This is a genomic window from Phyllobacterium sp. SB3, assembly GCF_040009165.1.
Classification (GTDB): domain Bacteria; phylum Pseudomonadota; class Alphaproteobacteria; order Rhizobiales; family Rhizobiaceae; genus Phyllobacterium.
On the sequence record NZ_JBDYKI010000001.1, the window covers coordinates 1,280,050 to 1,294,141 of the forward strand.

Annotated in this window: 15 protein-coding genes and 1 tRNA gene; 7 read left to right on the forward strand and 9 right to left on the reverse strand. The window is 53.3% G+C overall.

What is annotated here, in order from left to right:
- Positions 1-3: 3 nt before the first annotated feature.
- Together ABKW30_RS06265 and ABKW30_RS06270 are read right to left on the reverse strand one after the other, a co-directional pair.
- Positions 4-1,203: an HlyD family secretion protein gene (locus ABKW30_RS06265; protein WP_348597478.1), complete on the reverse strand. Its 1,200-nt coding sequence runs from the start codon at positions 1,201-1,203 to the stop codon at positions 4-6.
- Positions 1,204-1,214: 11 nt separating this feature from the next.
- Positions 1,215-1,661 carry a MarR family transcriptional regulator gene (locus ABKW30_RS06270; RefSeq protein ID WP_348597641.1) on the reverse strand — a complete coding sequence of 149 codons (447 nt, stop codon included), beginning with the start codon at positions 1,659-1,661 and terminating at the stop codon, positions 1,215-1,217.
- Between the two features lie 251 nt (positions 1,662-1,912).
- Here ABKW30_RS06270 and rfbA point away from each other — a divergent pair, with 251 nt between their 5' ends.
- From rfbA to rfbD, 4 genes are read left to right on the forward strand one after another with little or no spacing between them, the layout of a single operon-like run.
- The gene (gene rfbA, locus ABKW30_RS06275) at positions 1,913-2,794 is read left to right on the forward strand and encodes a glucose-1-phosphate thymidylyltransferase RfbA (RefSeq protein ID WP_348597479.1); all 882 of its coding nucleotides are present in this window, start codon (positions 1,913-1,915) and stop codon (positions 2,792-2,794) included.
- Positions 2,791-3,345, forward strand: a complete 555-nt coding sequence (gene rfbC, locus ABKW30_RS06280; protein WP_348597481.1) for a dTDP-4-dehydrorhamnose 3,5-epimerase — start codon at positions 2,791-2,793, stop codon at positions 3,343-3,345. The genes rfbA and rfbC overlap by 4 nt, the downstream gene beginning before the upstream one ends.
- Before the next feature lie 9 nt (positions 3,346-3,354).
- Complete coding sequence (rfbB, locus tag ABKW30_RS06285; RefSeq protein ID WP_348597482.1) at positions 3,355-4,428, forward strand: dTDP-glucose 4,6-dehydratase; 1,074 nt, start codon at positions 3,355-3,357, stop codon at positions 4,426-4,428.
- A complete protein-coding gene (gene rfbD / locus ABKW30_RS06290; protein ID WP_348597484.1) occupies positions 4,425-5,318 on the forward strand; it encodes a dTDP-4-dehydrorhamnose reductase in 894 nt (297 codons plus the stop codon). The genes rfbB and rfbD overlap by 4 nt, the downstream gene beginning before the upstream one ends.
- Here rfbD and ABKW30_RS06295 read toward each other — a convergent pair.
- Positions 5,315-6,739, reverse strand: coding sequence for a phosphomannomutase (locus tag ABKW30_RS06295; protein ID WP_348597486.1), 1,425 nt, complete (start codon positions 6,737-6,739; stop codon positions 5,315-5,317). The genes rfbD and ABKW30_RS06295 overlap by 4 nt on opposite strands.
- A gap of 190 nt (positions 6,740-6,929) precedes the next feature.
- Between ABKW30_RS06295 and ABKW30_RS06300 the strand changes: the two genes are divergently transcribed.
- A tRNA-Gln gene (locus ABKW30_RS06300) sits at positions 6,930-7,003 on the forward strand.
- A gap of 329 nt (positions 7,004-7,332) precedes the next feature.
- Complete coding sequence (locus ABKW30_RS06305; RefSeq protein ID WP_348597488.1) at positions 7,333-8,097, forward strand: glyoxalase superfamily protein; 765 nt, start codon at positions 7,333-7,335, stop codon at positions 8,095-8,097.
- A gap of 56 nt (positions 8,098-8,153) precedes the next feature.
- Here the strand turns inward: ABKW30_RS06305 and ABKW30_RS06310 are convergent, their stop codons facing one another.
- The 4 genes from ABKW30_RS06310 to ABKW30_RS06325 all read right to left on the reverse strand — a co-directional run bounded on the left by ABKW30_RS06310 (position 8,154) and on the right by ABKW30_RS06325 (position 9,687).
- On the reverse strand, positions 8,154-8,324 hold the full coding sequence (locus ABKW30_RS06310; protein WP_348597490.1) for a hypothetical protein: 171 nt from the start codon (positions 8,322-8,324) through the stop codon (positions 8,154-8,156).
- Positions 8,324-8,764: a hypothetical protein gene (locus tag ABKW30_RS06315; protein WP_348597492.1), complete on the reverse strand. Its 441-nt coding sequence runs from the start codon at positions 8,762-8,764 to the stop codon at positions 8,324-8,326. The genes ABKW30_RS06310 and ABKW30_RS06315 overlap by 1 nt, the downstream gene beginning before the upstream one ends.
- A 107-nt stretch (positions 8,765-8,871) precedes the next feature.
- The gene (locus tag ABKW30_RS06320; RefSeq protein WP_348597494.1) at positions 8,872-9,414 is read right to left on the reverse strand and encodes a hypothetical protein; all 543 of its coding nucleotides are present in this window, start codon (positions 9,412-9,414) and stop codon (positions 8,872-8,874) included.
- 69 nt (positions 9,415-9,483) lie between these two features.
- Entirely contained in the window at positions 9,484-9,687 is a 204-nt protein-coding gene (locus tag ABKW30_RS06325) for a hypothetical protein (protein ID WP_348597496.1), read from the reverse strand.
- Between the two features lie 235 nt (positions 9,688-9,922).
- On the opposite strand from ABKW30_RS06325, the gene ABKW30_RS06330 reads away from it, so the two are divergent.
- On the forward strand, positions 9,923-10,180 hold the full coding sequence (locus tag ABKW30_RS06330; protein WP_348597498.1) for a hypothetical protein: 258 nt from the start codon (positions 9,923-9,925) through the stop codon (positions 10,178-10,180).
- Between the two features lie 888 nt (positions 10,181-11,068).
- On the opposite strand, the gene ABKW30_RS06335 is transcribed toward ABKW30_RS06330, so the two are convergent.
- Both ABKW30_RS06335 and ABKW30_RS06340 read right to left on the reverse strand, forming a co-directional pair.
- Entirely contained in the window at positions 11,069-11,422 is a 354-nt protein-coding gene (locus ABKW30_RS06335) for a phage tail protein (protein WP_348597500.1), read from the reverse strand.
- Between the two features lies 1 nt (position 11,423).
- Positions 11,424-14,081: a phage tail tape measure protein gene (locus tag ABKW30_RS06340; protein ID WP_348597501.1), complete on the reverse strand. Its 2,658-nt coding sequence runs from the start codon at positions 14,079-14,081 to the stop codon at positions 11,424-11,426.
- Between the last annotated feature and the right edge of the window lie 11 nt (positions 14,082-14,092).

Here is a 14,092-nt window from a genome sequence, read left to right on the forward strand (position 1 = left end):
GGTTTACTTACCGCCGAACAGGCCGTCCAAGAGTTTGGGCAGGCCGCGCGCGTGTCCGGTGTCAACGCCGATATCGACGCTCATGCCAACGCGCAAAGGAGGCTTTCCGGCCATATCATCAATGCTGACGAGCATGGGGATACGCTGAACGACCTTGACCCAGTTGCCGGTCGTGTTCTGTGCGGGCAGCAATGAAAAGCTTGATCCGGAGGCAGGGCTGATACTTGCAACAGTGCCTTTCCATTCCACTCCCGGATAGGTGTCCACACTGATGGCGACGTGTTGCCCTTCACGAACATAAGTCAGCTCTGTTTCCTTGGGGCTTGCTGCAATCCACATATGAGTGTTCGAAACGAGACTGAACCCGGCCTGTGAGGCTTGGAGATATGAGCCAATCTGCAACGAGCTGACATTCGTAACGATGCCGTCGAAGGGAGCGCGTACAATCGTCCGGTCGAAATTGCGCTGGGCATTGTCCACAGCGGATTGTGCATTCAGATAGGAAGGATTCTGTTCGACCGGCAGATCGGCGTTTCCACCAAGTTGTGCCAGCGTTGCGGCTGCTTCGGCCTTTGCAACGTCGACTTTTTGTTGAGCCGCGTCGAGATCGTGCTTGGCTTGGTCAAACGTTGCGCGTGAAGCAGAAGCGCTGGCAATCAGGTCCTGCTGACGCTGCAAAGTCTTCTGGAAAAACGGAATATCGGCTTCGGCCTGTGTGGTTTCAGCAAGCGATTGCCTATAGCTGGCCTCCAGATTGAGAATCTGATTTCGAACGACACCAAGCTGGGCTTTGGCTCCCGCAAGCGCGATGCTGTAGACGGCAGGATCAAGGCGGAACAGGACATCACCCTGCTTCACCTGCTGGTTGTCGCGAACCTCGATGCTTTGCACGATGCCGGAAACATCTGTCGATATGCCAACCATATCAGCCTGGATATAGGCATTATCAGTCGACATGACCTGGCCGCCGGTCACATAAAAGTAGCCTCCGACGATCAACACCAGTGGAAGCAGAGTGAAAAGCACGGTGCGCTTGCGGTTGCGTTTGGCCTTTGCAGGCACTGCAACGGGCTCTGGAGGCAAAGGTGCCAACTGCTCGGACGGAGCCGTTTCGATAGCAGGCTCAGGCTTTTCCATCTGAGGCGAAGCCGGCGAAGTATCTGAATTGGCAGGGATACGTAAGGAAGTTGAACCGTCAGCCATGATTTTTCTCTCTAGTCCGTGACCGGCGTTTGGCATGCGTCGACCAGATTTGTTTTCATTAAGGTAAGGGTACGTATGAGGTGCTTGCGATCTTCATCGGGTACATCGGCAAGTGCTTCCGAACGGGTAAGCTCTGCGACGCGGCGGATACCATCCAGCAGAGGACGCGCCTCTTCGCGCGAAAACAGCAGGCGGATGCGCCGGTCAGTCGGATGTTTCCGGCGCTCAATCAACCCGCGCTGCTCAAGCTTGTCGAGAATGCGAACAAGCGTGATCGGCTCAATTTCCAGCAATTCTGCCAGCCCGGCCTGATGAATACCTTCATTCTTCGAAAGATAGGCAAGCGTCTGCCACTGGGACCTTGTCAGGCCCAGGTCTTTAGCCCGCTGCTCGAAACGTTTGCGCAATAGCCGCGCAACTTCATGCAGAAGAAAGCTGAGTGTCGGTGCATTGTCCATGATGGGAAGGTGGCTACTCGTAAGTATGCTTATAACAGCCATACATATAGCATGGATTAAATGGCTTACAAGCGACAGCTTACCTCAGGAGGATGTCAAATCGCTGTGATGCAAATCCGGGATCGAATTTAACTTACGGTCATATTGGGGTTGTTATCGTCATTCAGTATCTGCCAGAATAGCAGGTGAATTGCGTACCGCTTCTGTTGAAACGGTTCGGGTGGCTGGCGCCGACATTAAGGAAGCGATGGATGAAGGGTATAATTCTGGCGGGCGGCAGCGGCACGCGCCTTTATCCGCTTACAATCGCAGTCTCCAAGCAGATGCTTCCGATCTATGACAAGCCGATGATCTATTACCCGCTGAGCGTACTCATGCTGGCCGGGATACGGGATATTCTCGTGATATCGACGCCGCACGATTTACCGCTTTTTCGAAAGCTGCTGGGAGATGGCAGTGCATTCGGGGTCAATTTTTCCTACGCCGAGCAGCCGAACCCAAACGGTTTGGCCGAGGCATTCATCATTGGTCGCGACTTTATTGGCGATGACAGTGTGGCCATGATACTCGGAGACAATATTTACTTCGGTGACGGGCTTTCGAACCTTTGCCAGCAGGCATCGCTCGCAGCAAAAGGTGGAACTGTTTTCGCCTATCATGTTGATGATCCGCAGCGATATGGCGTTGTCGAATTTGAGAAAGCCACCGGCAAGGCGTTGAGCATCGAGGAAAAGCCGCTAAGGCCAAAATCCAGCTGGGCAGTTACAGGCCTGTACTTTTACGACAATGAAGTGGTCGATATCGCAAAGTCCATCAAGCCATCCGGCAGGGGCGAACTCGAAATAACCAGCGTCAACAATATCTATCTGGAGCGCGGTGACTTGCGTGTGCAGAAAATGGGGCGGGGCTATGCTTGGCTCGATACGGGTAGTCACGACAGTTTGCATGATGCCTCGTCCTTTGTTCGCACGATTGAACTCCGGCAGGGTATTAAAATTGCCTGTCCTGAAGAGATCGGCCTTGAATGGGGTTGGGTAAGCCCGGCTCAGGTGCATGAACGTGCAGACAAAATGGGAATGACCGATTACGCCCTGTATCTGCGGCGGCGTGCCGATGAGGTCACGAGATCATGATTGAAGTCCGCCCTCGCGCGCTTGAAGGCGTTCTAGAGATTTTGCCGCGAAAACTTGGTGATGATCGCGGGTTCTTCTCCGAAACCTGGAATGCCGAGAGCTTTGGCAATGCCGGAATAAATCTGCAGTTTGTTCAGGATAATCATTCCCTCTCGGTAAATAAAGGCGTTTTGCGTGGGCTGCATTACCAATTGCCGCCGCGAGCTCAGGATAAGCTTGTACGGGTAATCAGGGGCGCAATCCTCGATGTGGTTGTGGATATCAGAAAAAGCTCGCCGACATTTCGCCAGTGGTTATCATTGGAGGTTTCTGCCGCAAGGTGGAACCAGATACTTGTCCCTAAAGGATTCGCCCATGGGTTTGTTACATTGGAAGACAACACGGAAGTCGTTTACAAAGTGACTGATTATTACTCCGCAGCACATGACAGGTCATTGCGTTTTGATGATGCGGCGATAGGCGTAGACTGGCAGGTGGACGTTTCCAAGGTTCAGCTATCTGACAAAGACCGAAGCGCACCTCTACTGGAACAGGCGGACATATTTGTCTGAGGAATATATATGAAGATTCTCGTGACAGGTGGTGCTGGTTTCATTGGCTCTGCCGTTTGTAGGCAATTGGCATACAATCCATCGAACCACGTGGTGAATGTTGATAAATTGACCTATGCTGGAAATCTGGCATCCCTTCGTCAGATTGAAAGCCAGTCAAACTACTGCTTCGTTCAAGCCGATATCTGGGACGAAGCCACTATCCTTGCGATATTGCATAAATACGAGATTGATGCGGTTATGCATCTTGCTGCGGAAAGCCACGTCGATCGTTCAATCGACGGTCCCGCCGCTTTTATCGAGACCAATATTGTGGGGACATTCCGGCTTCTGAATGCAGCTCTTACCTATTGGCGGGAACTGCCGGAGCCGAAACAATCGGTATTCCGATTCCACCATATCTCCACGGATGAAGTCTTCGGCGATCTGCCTTTCGACGAGAGCATTTTTACAGAAGAAACACCTTATGCTCCGTCGTCCCCCTATGCGGCCTCGAAGGCTGCATCAGATCATCTTGTACGGGCATGGCATGCAACCTATGGCCTGCCGATTGTACTATCCAACTGCTCCAATAATTACGGACCATATCATTTTCCGGAAAAGTTGATCCCGCTCACGATCCTCAATGCATTGGAGGGGAAACTGTTGCCGGTCTATGGACAAGGAGCGAACGTGCGAGACTGGCTCTTCGTTGAAGATCACGCGCGGGCACTCGAGCTTGTTGTGAAACAAGGCAAACCCGGTGAGAGCTATAATATTGGCGGCCGTGCCGAGCGCACCAATCTGCAGGTCGTTGAAGCCATATGCAATGTTCTTGATCACAAGCGTCCGCTGCCTGGAAATACATCGTATCGTGACCTGATCTCCTTTGTTGCTGATCGCCCGGGGCATGACCGGCGATATGCGATTGATGCTACCAAGATTGGACTGGAGCTTGGATGGGAACCGTCCGTGACGTTTGAAGCCGGACTCGAGCAAACCGTACAATGGTATCTCGATAATGATTGGTGGTGGCGGCCGATCCGCAGCAATTCTTATGCTGGTGAGCGACTGGGCGGCATTTCATCAAAAGGCGCTGCATGAGAATCCTCGTCACTGGACGTCATGGGCAGGTTGTTAGAAGCCTTGTTGAACAGGCGGCCGGGCAACCGCAGATTGAGCTTTGCACCTTGGCACGTCCTGAAATCGACCTGACTGACATACATAGCGTTGCGTCAGCTATCCATGCTGCAAAGCCGGATATTGTCATTTCGGCAGCGGCATATACAGCTGTCGATCAGGCTGAGGATGAGCCCGAACTGGTGGAAGCAATCAACGCACACGGTGCAGGTGCAGTTGCCAAAGCGGCAGCGGATGCGGGAGCCTCGGTTATCCACCTTTCCACCGACTATGTTTTTTCAGGCGAGGGCGACAGGCCTCACAAGGAGGACGACTTCACTGGCCCACGAACTGTCTATGGCAAGACGAAACTGGAGGGTGAGCATGCCGTTGCGGCTGCAAATCCGCGTCATCTGATTTTGCGCACCGCATGGGTCTATAGCCCGTTCGGAAAGAACTTCGTCAAGACCATGCTGCATCTCGGTGAAACGCGCGACCAACTTTCCGTTGTTTCAGACCAATGGGGAAATCCGACCTCCGCCACCGATATTGCCGATGCAATCCTGCACGTCGCAGGACGCTTACAGTCGGATAGTGCTTTCGCCGGTTTTGGGACCTATCATCTGGCAGGTTCGGGCCACACCAATTGGAGCGGATTTACCCGTGCGATCTTCGCACAGGCGGAAACGCTCGGCAGATCGCATGTCGATGTAGATGACATTCCGACGGCACAATATCCGACTAAAGCATTGCGTCCCTTGAACTCTCGTCTCGACACGGAAAAGTTCACGCGTATTTTTGGCTGGGAGGTTCCCCACTGGCAACAATCAATGGCGAAGGTGGTTACTCGCCTGTTGCAGACACCTGAACTCTAGCTGTATTTGCGCAGCTGCGCTGCAGCCTGTTGCAACCCCCATTGAAGCAACTGTTCAGCGCGGGCCTCACTGGCAGCCTCGGCATAGCAGCGCAGTTCCGGCGCATTTCCGGAAGCGCGATAATGCACCACCTCGCCAGTCGCAAGCATTACACGCACGCCGTCGATGGCATCATTGGACTGAACGGTGCCAACAGGTGCGAAGAAGTTCGTTTGCTGTGCTTCATCCAGCAAGCTCTGCAAAAACGGACCACTGAGCGTTGCCTCTACATGCTCGATACGGCCGCTACGAGTGAAACGCGCTGGTAGATCGGACAGTAGTTTGGACAATGGCACATTGCCTTTCGCTGCCATCCCAAGCACGGCGATGATCGGCAGCATCGCATCGCGGGTTGGCAGTGCCGATACCGAGCCACCACCCAGACCAACTTTTGATCCGAGCAAGACGCCGCCATTGGCTTCAAAGCCGACAACACGCTGATATCCGTCTTTGGCAGCCTGTTCCATTCCTTCGATGACATAAGGAGAGCCGACTTTGGTGCGATATACTTTGCCGAAGAGGCCGCTAAGTTCGATGGCAGTGTTGGACGTGACTGGCGTTACCACCGCATCGGCATTTAAAAACCGCGCTGTAAGCAAGCCGAGACTATCGCCGCGAATGAAAGCACCGGTTTCATCAGCAACCAGCGGCCGGTCCGCATCGCCATCAGTGGAAACCAACGCATCAAGCCGGTATTTTTCCGCGGCATTAGCGGCGAGCGTAACATCTTCCGGACGCAGGGCTTCCGTATCAACGGGCACGAAAACATCTGAGCGGGCGATGGCGACCGTCTCTGCGCCGAGCGCGCCAAGGACACGCACGATAAGATCACGTCCGACGGAACTGTGCTGATAGACGCCAATGCGCTTGCCTGCCAGCACACCGGTGGCGAGCATCGACATGCAGCGTTTTTCATATTCCGCCAACGCTGCCGGTGAGATTTCCCCCGCATAGTCAGGCGTAGAAGCATCGGCACCGGCAAGATCGAGCGCCGCCAGAATGCCAGCTTCGTCAGCTTTGTCGATTTCACCGTCTGGACGGTAAAACTTCAATCCATTGCGATCTGCCGGAATATGGCTTCCGGTTACCATGATTGCAGGCAGCTTTTGGGCAAGCGCCCGCAAGGCTAGTGCGGGCGTTGGCAGAGGGCCGCTATTTTCGACCTCCATGCCGAAGACCTGGGCAGCATCGATACAGGCGGCGGCGATTCGCGGGCTGCTGTCTCGCAGATCATAACCAACCAGCACTTTGCCGCCGGGGGCAATGCCGTGTGCTCTGTCCATGTGACGCAGGAATGCCAGCGTGTAGGCCCGGCAAACTTCGTCCGGCAGTTCAGTCACCAGACCGCGAAGGCCGCTCGTTCCAAATTTTAAACTCGTCATGGTTGCTTCTTCATGCCTCAAGCTGGAGCACAGCGATGTGCAGCTTTGAGAACCATATCGACAGGGGAGCCTGTTCGACAAGACAAAACAATTGTCCAAAAGATGCGATGAAGGGGTTTGCAATCCGGTGGAATTCAACTATATGACGACCCGCATCACTTGATGCCCCGTCGTCCTGAAGGACGGCTGTTGGGGAATAGGTTAACGGTAGACCCACGGACTCTGACTCCGTTAGTCCTGGTTCGAATCCAGGTTCCCCAGCCATCGCTCTTTTTCTCAATAAAATCAACCACCTAGATGATTTTAGAAAATCACAAGTGTTACAACTTTGTGGATGCTCCACTTGGAAATCTGCTCGATAAATGTCGGTGTATTCTCAATGCCGTTTCGGTGTTGCTTTTTTTTGAGAGCAAAATTGGTGAATTGACAGAATCGATCTCATTTGATTTCCTTCGTTCAGGCAAGTGCAGCCTGCCGCTCGCGCCTTTTTGGAATGGTGAACGCACCCAATATTATGATTTGACCTCTGGGCGGTCCGCTCAGCAATGCGAGCACTGACACTCTTTGAAGATCGCCTAGAAGAGGATCAAATAATGCATAGTTTTCTCAATGCGAAAGCGATGGCGCGAATATTGCGCCAATCACTCGCCAATCAGAACCTTCATCTTTCGCACAGCGCTTGCTTGGAAATTGTCGCGTATCAGTTTGGATTTTCTGATTGGAATACTCTCTCTGCACTTGTTCAAGCAGCAACGCCGAAGGATAAGGCGTATGTAATGGCAGATGATTGGTTTTCTGCCGGTAATTCTGAGTATTATCGGATGGGTTTGGATCATACATCGCCGGGGACGGCGGTAATAGAATGCGTTATTGAGCGCAAGAGCGGGCTCAATGTTAAGGCAGCGGGCATTTCAACAATGATGCAAAGCATCAGCGCTGCCAGCTATAGGAACGATAAGATACAATTGACTGCGCATATTCGCGCAGAGGATGCTGATACCGGAACCATATGGTTACGCGTCGATAAAGAGGCTGGCTCTTCGTTGCGATTTGACAACATGATGCAACGGACAACGGATGGTGCCATTACGGGAACCACAGGTTGGCTTGAACGAAAGATTATTCTCGACGTGCCTGAAGAAGCAGAGAGCATTCACTATGGGTTCTTTTTGAAGGGCTATGGTAAGGTTTGGGCTCGGAAATTTAAACTGGAAATCGCAGCAGACGACACCGAGACGACGGAGCTAGGTTCAATTGTGGACAAGCAATATATTCTGAACCAACCAGCCAATCTCGATTTCTCTGTTGTGAAGCGCACACTCTCGAATCATGGGCGTCAGCAGAGACCACAGTCATAGTTCTAGCTTGGCCCGCCGGTGAAGATCGGCGGGCCAATTGCTCTAAGGCTATAGGACTATTCAGCCTTCGGATCGCTGCTATCCCGCGATACGCGATAGGCTTCAGCGTCCGGCAACGCATCCTTCATCTGCGCGGAAATCATGCGCTCAAGATCGGACTTGGCTGAAAACGCTACAGGTGAAGGCATGAGCGCCTTTCGCAAGTTTTTAAACATCTGCAAGACCATTATGCTGCATCCTTCGTTTCGCTGGCGACAAATGCAGGACGAAAGCGCGGATTTTCCTCCGCTTCTTCTGCTGCCTGTTCCCAAGCTGCATACGTCTCCGCGTCTACATTATTAATGTCGGGTTCTTCCGGCGTAATAAGGCGCTTCGACTTAAGGTCATCGAACGCCGCGCGGGCAATCTGCACATTATAAAGCATACCAAGCAGATCGTTTTCGATCATTTCAAGATCACTTTCGGGGTCGTCGGCTAAGTCGATATTGAAGTGAATTTCAACGTAGTCGCCGGTAAGCTCAAGAAGGTTAGCTACACGATGAGTGTAATAATCCTTATTACCAAACCTGTCGTAGGTGGTAACTTCCGACTGCGCAAACTCTGCAAAAAGCTCATTCTTGGTAAGCGTTGCGGCGGGTGCGTTGTTTGCATTGTCGATGTTCGCCATGGTATAGTCCTATCTGGCCTTTGGCCGCTGAATGTTGATTTTGTAGGTCTGCATTCCATTTATCTGCCGGATGGTTGCACCCGTCCGGCAGGTCTTGCTTTGAGGGCTTATTCGCCCGTCACCTTCCATTGCGGGAAGGTCCAACGCACCTGCTTATCAAGCTGGTCGCGCATCTTCTTAAGCCTCGCCATGTCGGCGAAAGCCTGTTTCTTTTTGTCGGAAACGGTTAGGTCGGATTGTTCAAGCTCTGAAATCCGGGCGTCTATCTCATCCCGCTTATAGTCGTTGACGATCTTGGCCAGCGCTGCCGTTGCATCAATTAGCTGACCAATCATGATTTCCGCACGTGCAAGCGAATTGGTCTGGCCGTAATACACGCTGTTTTCGGGGTTCTCTGCAAAAAGCGTTTCAATCTCGCCGGTTGCCGACTTCGGCGCGCTGTCGTCACTGAAATCAGGCGGCTCAATCCCGGCAGTGTCCATACACATGGTAAAGGTCTGCTGCTCACCGTGATTGTCGAAGAATTCGAAGAACGGGGTTCGCATGATTGCCGCAACGGCTGGACCTTCAGCGGATTTGATAGCTTCCACTTTTTTAGCTTTCCGGCGTAAACGCCAGTTTCGCTGGATTTCTGCGTTAGTGAGCGCCATGTCGTATCTCCCTGATGATTACGCTTATGGCATAATGATAATCATTACGCAATAGCCGTAATGGGATTTTTATGCTGTGACCGCAATAATTTTCCCTTCATCCTGCCCGTTGAAGATACCCATAGGCCAAACGCCAAGGTCGCCGACGCACTCAATGATGCGACTGCGTAGGTCGTCGGGCGCTGCCGCGTCGAACGTCCGAGCGATCTGCTCAAGCTGGTCAATCATGGCGTGGTATAGGTGACTGTGATGGTAGCACTGCGGTTCGGTCATTGGTGTCCTCATGGGCTGATTTGCATAAGAATCATGACACGCCGAAATCGAGGGCGCAATATATAAAATATAATAAGATCATATGGTTGGAGTAAGTAAGCGCTTACTTAAGACGATGCAACTCCGTAAATATGATCCAAAATTAACCCACCTGGAACATGCGTGAGATGTCAAAAATATTGCTACCTGATCGATATTCGAGATATCGTCGAAGCCTATCAATGGGAGAATAAAAATGCAGGTCTATTTCGACATTCGTCATCGCGACACGATCATGAGCAGCAACGGATCAACCCACATCGTGCCTGCTAATCACTGGTCCACCGATGGCGATGATCCTACACCTCTGTTAAGCCACGATTGCGGCACGTTCTTAGAAATGGAGCGCGTCATAGATGACATGATCCGCGATCTCGAAACCCTTCGCAAAAAGGCACGCCGCAAGTTCGCTAGTCTGGAAAAAGCAGGGGCAGTGTCTTTAGGCTTCGAATAACGAATGGGTCATCACTCGAACCTTCGGTTCTCGCCTGCGCGGCCTTCGGCCTTGCCGCTCGCTTGCGCTCGCACGTTTGCTTGGTATCTTTAATTTACTCTCATAATAATACCTGCGGGAATAGGACTTATTCCCCCTCGACTGAAACAACCTATATAAGCCGACACAAGGTCGGCGGTCGTATTAGTCGAGGGGGATTTTCTGCGTCAAACAGGTGGTGAAGAGTTCTGGTTTGTTAAACCCACTAGGCGGCTTCCATTTGCCTAGCAGCACTCCGACATCCTGCCCCGGAGGGCAAAGCGGTAAGCGCCACGCATGGACTTTCCTTCAATCCATACATGACCGAACGTTGTGGTTTCTAAACAAGTCAGCTTTTCACAGTGCGTTCGTCTTTTTATTGCATCCATTCCACGCGGTTGCCCGGTGCGGCGATAACCTTGCTGAAGCGTCCGATGTTCTCCATCGGGGAGCGGTCAGCATGATCTTCCGTTCGTCTCTGGCTGACTGATAGCGCCGGTCAGGTTCCCGGTATCGCCCTCGCATTCCAAGGCCAGTATGTTTCCTTGGAAGCTAACAACGCTCCACAAGGGGCGCTGCATTCTGACTTGACAGAGAAGGATTTTAATCCTATATCTTAATCGCTGTCAGAAGCAGCATATTCTAGGCCCTCGACAGAAAGCACACTGTCGGGGGCTTTCTCGTATTATAGCAAGATCGTTGGCAAAGTGCGTCGATAAGCTAAAAAATCTCTATAGCTACCTTATACAGGAAAACATTCCGCAAGTGAATCCCTTCTCAAAGGGACATAGCGACTCGCTGGAAGCGTTTCGGGTCAAGACTGAGGAAGGCGAGGCGGCACGCGAAAACGTGCCGGTGACTCGCTGTGAGTCAAACAGCGTTGCTAAAACTCTGCACCAATTCCGCCGATACCTTCCAAATGCCGCTTTCGGTGGTATTGGACCATTCCTTGCACGTCCACTTCCGGGTGCACGGCTCGCCGAACGGCTGGAAATAAAACTGCTGATGCCCGCCCATGCGTTCAAGGAAATCCACAATCTCCCGCATCTGGTCATAGGTGAGAACATTCCACGTGAGCGACACGGCCCTGCGGATATGATTGATGCCCTTCGGCGTAGGCTGGCTGTAGCCGTCGCCAAAGTCGGATTCCCAAAGGTTGACGGTCGGCTTGTGCGCCGTTCCGGGTGAGGGGCCAACGGGCGGTTCAAAGGTAGGGATAGGCATGTTAGCGGCTCCGAGAGTTAAGGAAATTACCGGGACGTGAATTTTTTCGAATCTCGCCTGCTACAAGGCCCTTCATCTGCTGTTCCAACTGCTTGCCGACGCGGGCGGCAAGGTCGGCGTTCTGTGCCGGTTCCCCGCCGTTTGCGTTCACGGTGACATTCGTATTGATGTTGATGGGCGTGGCTGCGGCATTGCTGTTCGCGGGCTTCAGGTCCGGCTTGCGGATCGAAGGCGCGTTGCCGACAAAGCCACCTTCAGCAAATCCGCCGAGCGCTCCCCGGTGAAGGGCTTCAAGGTTTCCGACGCCGATGCGGCTGGTTGCCCTCTTGCTCAAAACATATTCGCCCTTATGCACGACGCCAGCGGGCTGATACTTCCCGCCGTCGCCGGTATAGCCGCCTTCAGAAAAGCCGAAGATTGCGCCGAGCAATCCGGTGCCAGTGCCGCCAAACAGTCCGGCAAGCGGTCCCTTGCCGAGCAATGCGGCCTGAAGCGTTGCGTCAATCAGGTTATTCAAAAGACCCTGCAATGCACCGTTCAAGGTCTGCGTGCCGGTCAAAAGGCCGGAAAGGGAAGACGTGAAGCTTTCTGCAAAATACTGCTGCGCATTCTTCAAGCCTTCCGTCGAGGTCGCCACCTTCTGGTTCTCGCCGTCAAGCTGCTGCGTGAGGGTGATCTTTTCGCGAATCTTCGAAAGTTCCTGATCGGAAAGCGTGATGCCCGCACGCTTGGCTTCCTGCTGCGCCTGATAGACGGCAAGCTCAATCCGCTGCTGCTGCGCTGACATGCCGGAAATCGACTGTTCAAAGCGGGCAAGGTCCAAACCTTCCTGAACCGACTGGTTCAAGCTCTTGCGGGCTGCGTCCTGCTGCTTGATAAGTTCGGTCTGCTGCTTCTGACTGTCGGTCGGTGCAAGCGGCTGCGCTCCGGTCGGCGTCTTCAAATAGGTATCGCGGATCGTGCCATCGTCGACACGGCGCAAGCCTTCCCATTCATTGCGAAGTGCTGCCGGATCATTGCCACGACGCCGAAGCAGGGCGCGGGCAAGTTCGTCCTGCGTCTTCTCATCATAGAGCCGGTCGCCGGAAAGGCCGAGTTCCTTAATCAGCCCTTCCAAGGTTGCGCCGGTGATCTGATAGCGGCCAAGTGCCGACGAACCCTTGCCGTTTCCGTAAAGGGCGCGGTTCGCCGGGTCGGCAAGCATCTGCCGCTGAAGGGCGCGGACCTGATTAAGCGTCATGCCGGTCAAGTTCTGAGCGCCGCCCGTCCAGCGCCCATTATCGAGCGTGGAATTGTAATCCCCGCCGCTTTCAACGCTGGCAATCAAATCGAGAATATTGTCGTGCTTGCCGAACCGGGCGATGGTCTTGCCACGGTTGGCAATGTCGGTCACGTTCATGATTTCGGACATGGTGCGGGCATTGCCAACGGCGCGCTTGTAGGCCGCGTCAATGCCGTCAATCGTGGCAAGGGTATCAAGTTCTGCCTTCAGGTCCGGCACGAGATTCTTCAGATCAGTAAGTGCAGACTTAAAATTCGCCGCTGCGGTCGTGTTCGAATTCAAATTGCCGGACAGGCTGAGCGATGCCGACGACAATTCCTTAAGCGACTGCTTGAATTCATCGCTGCCACCCGTCACTTCAAGAATCTGCCTGTCGAGGGCTTCAAGGTCACGCTGAAGCTGTGGCAAGGCCAGCTTGCGGCCCTGTTCGCCGGAAGCTTCAATGTTCGCGATGGCCTCAACAATCTGGCGACGGCTTTCTGAAAGGCGCTTTAACTGCTCTTCAGGCGAGTTGTGGCGGTCAATCACTGCCTGCTTGCGCCTGCCGCCCGGATCACCGGGATTATTGATGACATCAATGACCTTTGAAGCAACGCTAACACCTTCGATAGCGGCCTGCTTGGCATAAACCATGAAGTTGCGCCACATGGTCGAAAATTCCTTATCGATCCGCTTGGCAGATTCAATCTGTTCGTCGCTGAAGGTCGCGGCCTCACTGCGCAGCTTCTGAATTTCGGTGACGGACATGCCGAGAACCTTGGCAAGCTGTTCCGCGCCGGTTCCGCCGAAAAGCTCATCAAGCGCACTAGCGCGATCAGCGTTGCTCAATTCCTGAAGCTTGCCGATAATCTCATCAAGGAACCGGTTCGGGTCTTTCAACTTCTCTGCAACATCGGTCGCGGAATAGCCAAGCCGTTCGAATGCGTCTGCGGCGGAACCCTTGCCAGTTCTCGCGAAGTCACTACCGCGAATGTTTAACTCCTTGAGGGCGTCGGTCACACCGTCAATGCTCATGCCGGTGGCCGTGGCAACATAGCTCCACTGCTGCCAAACCTCCGCCGATACGCTAGCCTTGCGGGCTTCACGGTCTACTTCGGCAACTGAGTTCGCGATTTCCCTCAAGGCGATTGCAGCACCGCCGACGCCAGCGACAATTGCGCCGCCCTTGAGAAAGGGCGCAAACATGCTTTCCATCTTTTCGGCGATAGAGGCAGAAGCCTTGCCGACTGACTTTTCCATATTCTGTGCGGACTGCCGGGCGCGGCCTTCCATCTTCTTGAAATTGTCATTCGTGCTTTTATAGGCGCGGGCCATATCCCGATCATACTTGTTCATGCGAGCCTCAAGGCTCACGATAAGACGCTGTTCATCCATCATTTCATAAATCC

Bases quoted from the DNA above. Each gene is read 5' to 3' on its own strand.
- rfbC (WP_348597481.1), top strand. From the start codon at position 2,791: ATGATTGAAGTCCGCCCTCGCGCGCTTGAAGGCGTTCTAGAGATTTTG.
- rfbD (WP_348597484.1), top strand. From the start codon at position 4,425: ATGAGAATCCTCGTCACTGGACGTCATGGGCAGGTTGTTAGAAGCCTT.
- ABKW30_RS06310 (WP_348597490.1), bottom strand. From the start codon at position 8,324: ATGGTCTTGCAGATGTTTAAAAACTTGCGAAAGGCGCTCATGCCTTCA.
- rfbA (WP_348597479.1), top strand. From the start codon at position 1,913: ATGAAGGGTATAATTCTGGCGGGCGGCAGCGGCACGCGCCTTTATCCG.
- ABKW30_RS06315 (WP_348597492.1), bottom strand. From the start codon at position 8,764: ATGGCGAACATCGACAATGCAAACAACGCACCCGCCGCAACGCTTACC.
- ABKW30_RS06325 (WP_348597496.1), bottom strand. From the start codon at position 9,687: ATGACCGAACCGCAGTGCTACCATCACAGTCACCTATACCACGCCATG.
- ABKW30_RS06265 (WP_348597478.1), bottom strand. From the start codon at position 1,203: ATGGCTGACGGTTCAACTTCCTTACGTATCCCTGCCAATTCAGATACT.
- rfbB (WP_348597482.1), top strand. From the start codon at position 3,355: ATGAAGATTCTCGTGACAGGTGGTGCTGGTTTCATTGGCTCTGCCGTT.
- ABKW30_RS06270 (WP_348597641.1), bottom strand. From the start codon at position 1,661: ATGGACAATGCACCGACACTCAGCTTTCTTCTGCATGAAGTTGCGCGG.
- ABKW30_RS06335 (WP_348597500.1), bottom strand. From the start codon at position 11,422: ATGCCTATCCCTACCTTTGAACCGCCCGTTGGCCCCTCACCCGGAACG.
- ABKW30_RS06330 (WP_348597498.1), top strand. From the start codon at position 9,923: ATGCAGGTCTATTTCGACATTCGTCATCGCGACACGATCATGAGCAGC.
- ABKW30_RS06305 (WP_348597488.1), top strand. From the start codon at position 7,333: ATGCATAGTTTTCTCAATGCGAAAGCGATGGCGCGAATATTGCGCCAA.
- ABKW30_RS06295 (WP_348597486.1), bottom strand. From the start codon at position 6,739: ATGACGAGTTTAAAATTTGGAACGAGCGGCCTTCGCGGTCTGGTGACT.
- ABKW30_RS06320 (WP_348597494.1), bottom strand. From the start codon at position 9,414: ATGGCGCTCACTAACGCAGAAATCCAGCGAAACTGGCGTTTACGCCGG.
- ABKW30_RS06340 (WP_348597501.1), bottom strand. From the start codon at position 14,081: ATGATGGATGAACAGCGTCTTATCGTGAGCCTTGAGGCTCGCATGAAC.